Annotated in this window: 3 protein-coding genes and 1 pseudogene; 3 read left to right on the top strand and 1 reads right to left on the bottom strand. The window is 75.1% G+C overall.

Going from position 1 to position 3,451, the window contains the following annotated elements:
* A pseudogene (locus DY240_RS31840) lies at positions 1 to 446 on the top strand (hypothetical protein); the annotation flags it as partial.
* Entirely contained in the window at positions 443 to 1,975 is a 1,533-nt protein-coding gene (locus tag DY240_RS10660; protein WP_119659890.1) for a DUF5719 family protein, read from the top strand. The pseudogene DY240_RS31840 and the gene DY240_RS10660, both read left to right, overlap by 4 nt.
* Before the next feature lie 613 nt (positions 1,976 to 2,588).
* Here the strand turns inward: DY240_RS10660 and DY240_RS10655 are convergent.
* Positions 2,589 to 3,050 (bottom strand): metallopeptidase family protein, encoded by a 462-nt coding sequence (locus DY240_RS10655; protein ID WP_233552693.1) that lies wholly within the window; start codon positions 3,048 to 3,050, stop codon positions 2,589 to 2,591.
* 68 nt (positions 3,051 to 3,118) lie between these two features.
* Between DY240_RS10655 and DY240_RS10650 the strand changes: the two genes are divergently transcribed.
* On the top strand, positions 3,119 to 3,451 hold a 333-nt coding region (locus DY240_RS10650), incomplete at its 3' end, for a DUF3499 domain-containing protein (RefSeq protein ID WP_147375276.1).

Here is a 3,451-nt window from a genome sequence, read left to right as displayed (position 1 = left end):
CGGCGCCGACCCCGGAGCCGGAGCCGCAGCCCGCGACGGTCGCCGACGCGGGCGGCCCGGCCTGGGTGCCCGGCGAGCGCAGCCTCGGCGAGCGGCTGCGCCGCGACACGTCGACGCGCAAGCGGGCGACGAGTGCACCCGACCCGGTCGCGCCCGAGGCGGCCGACCCGCTGACCGACCCCGGCTTCGCCGAACCGGCACGACCGCCCGCGGAGCAGTCACCGCACGCCGTCGGCGACTGGGACCCGTTCGCCCGGGCCGGCGTCGACCAGGACGCGCCCCGGGCATCCATCGCCGACGCCTACAAGGGCCGCCGGGCCGGCCGGGCGGCCGACGAGACGTCCGAGACGAGCGGCACCGACGCCGGTGGCCGTACCCGCCGCGCGCCCGGCAAGCGGGCCGCGGGCAAGCGGGCGAAGGGCCGGCGGCAGGAGGACGACCAGTGATCAGCGCACGATGGGCCGGCCTCGCGGCCGGCGCCGGGGTGGCCGTCGTCGTCGGCGGGGCGACGCTCATCGGCCCGCCCGACTCGATCGTCGACGACCACCCCGAGGTCCGCGAGCCGGTGGTCCGGTCGTCGCTGGTGTGCCCGTACGCCGACGGCGAAGAGGCCGGCAGCGCCGAGCTCGGCGTGCTGGCGCTTCCCGGCGTCGAGGTCGCAGACGCGGGCGGCGGCGAGCAGCCGCCGATCACCGTCCAGGCGCTGGCGCTGCCGCCGGACCCGGAGAACCCCGAGGCCACCGGCGACCCCGCCGAGGAGGCCGCGACCGAGCCGCTGGTGACCATCGCCGACCGCGGCGTCCCGACGATCACGCCGGTCGAGACCGCGGCCGGCACGTCGTACGCCGTCACCGGCCAGGGTGCGCTGGCGCCCGGGCTGGCGGCCGAGCAGTCGCTGATCCTCCAGGAGGTCGACCTCCGCGGCATCAGCACGGCGGCCTGCACCGCACCGCGCCGCGAGCACTGGTTCGTCGGGGCGTCGGCCGAGGTGGGCCGGCGCGGCCGGCTGGTCCTGTCCAACCCGACGGACGTGCCCGCCGTCGTCGACGTGGAGCTGTGGGACGAGGCCGGCGCCATCGACGCGCCCGGCACGCAGGACATCGGCGTGCCGGCCCGCAGCCAGCGGATCCTGCTGCTCGACGCGCTGGCGGCCGGCTCGGTGACCACCGCCGTGCACGTGCAGTCCAGCCAGGGCCGGGTCACCGCCGCGCTCGAGGTGCGCGAGACCGACGAGATCACGCCGCAGGGCATGACGTACGTCCCGGCCGCCGTCGCGCCGCGCCGCGACCTGTGGATCCCGGGCGTGCCGGGGTCGGGTCAGCGCAGCCTGCGCCTCGTCGCACCCGGCGACACCGACGCGATCGTGTCGCTGCAGATCCTCGGCGTCGACGGCGCGTACAGCCCGGTCGACCAGGACGTCATCACCGTCACCGCGGGCACCGTCACCGACATCCCGCTGGACAGCGGCACCGACCCGGCCGGCATCCGGCTGCAGAGCGACGAGCCCATCACCGGGTCGATCCGGGTCGTGCAGGCGACCGACGGCGGCCTGCCCGACGTCGCCTACACGTCGGCCTCGGAGCCGCTGACCGGCCCGACGCCGGCGCTGCTCAGCCGCGCCGCCTCCGGTGTCGCCAGCACCCTGCTGATCAGCTCGGCCGTCGCGACGACCGCTCGGGTCACCGTACAGACCCTCGCCGCCGACGGCAGCGTCGCCGCGGAGGAGCCGCTGGAGCTGCCGGCCGGCGCGACCGTCCCGGTGCCGCTCACCGCCGTGGGCGACGTCCCCAACGCCACCGTCGTGGTGGTGCCGGAGGCGCCGGGCTCGGTGGTGGCGGCCCGGCAGATCAGCGCCACCGACGACGACGGCGCGCTGCTGGACCTGATGCCGCTGATCTCGCCGACGGTCGAGGTCGACGTCCCCGAGGTGGTCGGCGAGCTGCCCGACGTCCCCGAACCGGCCGAGTCTCCCTGACGGTCGTTCGCTGAGTTTGTGGGGTGGGCTCCCCGTCCCCCTGCTGCCCCATTCTCTTGCCGCGCAACCGCGCCTCAAGTCCGCGCGCGTTGTGGTGGGGCTTTNCCTCAAGTCCGCGCGCGTTGTGGTGGGGCTTTGCTGTGGTCGGGGCGCTTGGACTTGACCCGCGGTTGCGCGGCCAAGAACGGGCAGCTATCAGGGGGACGGGGGCAGAGCGGGCACGACTCGGCGTTGACGTGCCCGTTTCGCCCTGTTCGCCCGGCTGTGGACTGCGATGATCATCGGCGATCGTGTACATCACGAGGATTTCGCGAGCTTCACCATGCCTGTACGCGTGTTGACGCTGGGGTAATCCTCGTGATGGCTCTCGAATCACGGTGAAATCTCACCAGATGGACGCCCAACGACACCAACGCCACACCGAAACGGGGGCCGACGCCCCCGTGGGCCCGTCGCCGCTCTTCCCCCGTCCCCCTGATAGCTGCCCGTTCTTCGCCGCGGGCGCGCGGGTCAAGCGGTCCGCATCGGCGCGAAGCGCCTCTCTCGGTCCGCTTGAGGCGCGCGCACGCGGCCAAGACAATCGGGCAGCAGGGGGACGGGCCCAACGCCGAGCTCAGGGAAGGTCGTGGCCGCCGTATGCGGGGTCGATCTCTTCCGGCTCGACGCCGAACAGCTCGGCGACCTGCTCGGTGACCACGTCGCCGACCAGGGCGCGCAGCTTGGCGGGATCGGTGGCGCGGGTCTCGACCGGGCGGCGGAACACCACGACGCGGGCCGGCAGCGCGCCGGTGGCGGCGTAGGCGCGGGCCAGTGGCACCCAGCTGCGGTCCCAGTCGTCCAGGGCGGGGACGTCCTCGACGGCGAACTCGACCTTGGCCAGCTGGTCCTGCCAGCGGCGGTCCAGCCGCTCGACGGCGGCGATGACGAGGTCGTCGAAGCGCTGCGCCCGCGACACCGCCAGGGGCGAGCCGGCCGGGGCCAGTGGGCCGCGCATGCCGCGTCCGTGCCGGTCGCGGCGGACCCGCGGCAGAGCCACCCCGGACGGGGTGTCGGGACCGGAAACGCGACGGCTCACCTTGGGCAGACTAGTCGTGTTTGGCGTGCCGTGCCCGGACGACACCGCCCAGACGTTAGCCTTCCTCTGTGAGTCCGATGCGTCGCTGTTCTCGATCAGCCTGTCCGCGGACTGCTGTGGCGACGCTGACGTACGTCTACGCCGATTCGACCGCCGTGCTGGGCCCGCTCGCGACGTACGCCGAGCCGCACAGCTACGACCTCTGCGCCGAGCACTCCGAGCGGCTGGTCGCACCGCGCGGCTGGGAGGTCATCCGGCTGGCGCCTGACCCCGCCGCGCTCGGGCCCAGCAACGACGACCTGCTCGCGCTCGCCGACGCCGTCCGCGAGGCCGGCCGCCGTCCCGAGCCCGCACCCGCGCCGCCGGTCGCCGGCGAGGGTGGCGCCCGCCGCGGGCACCTG

It is taken from the genome of Jiangella rhizosphaerae (assembly GCF_003579925.1).
GTDB classification, from domain to species: Bacteria; Actinomycetota; Actinomycetes; order Jiangellales; family Jiangellaceae; genus Jiangella; species Jiangella rhizosphaerae.
This window is presented reverse-complemented; position numbering and strand designations above follow the sequence as displayed.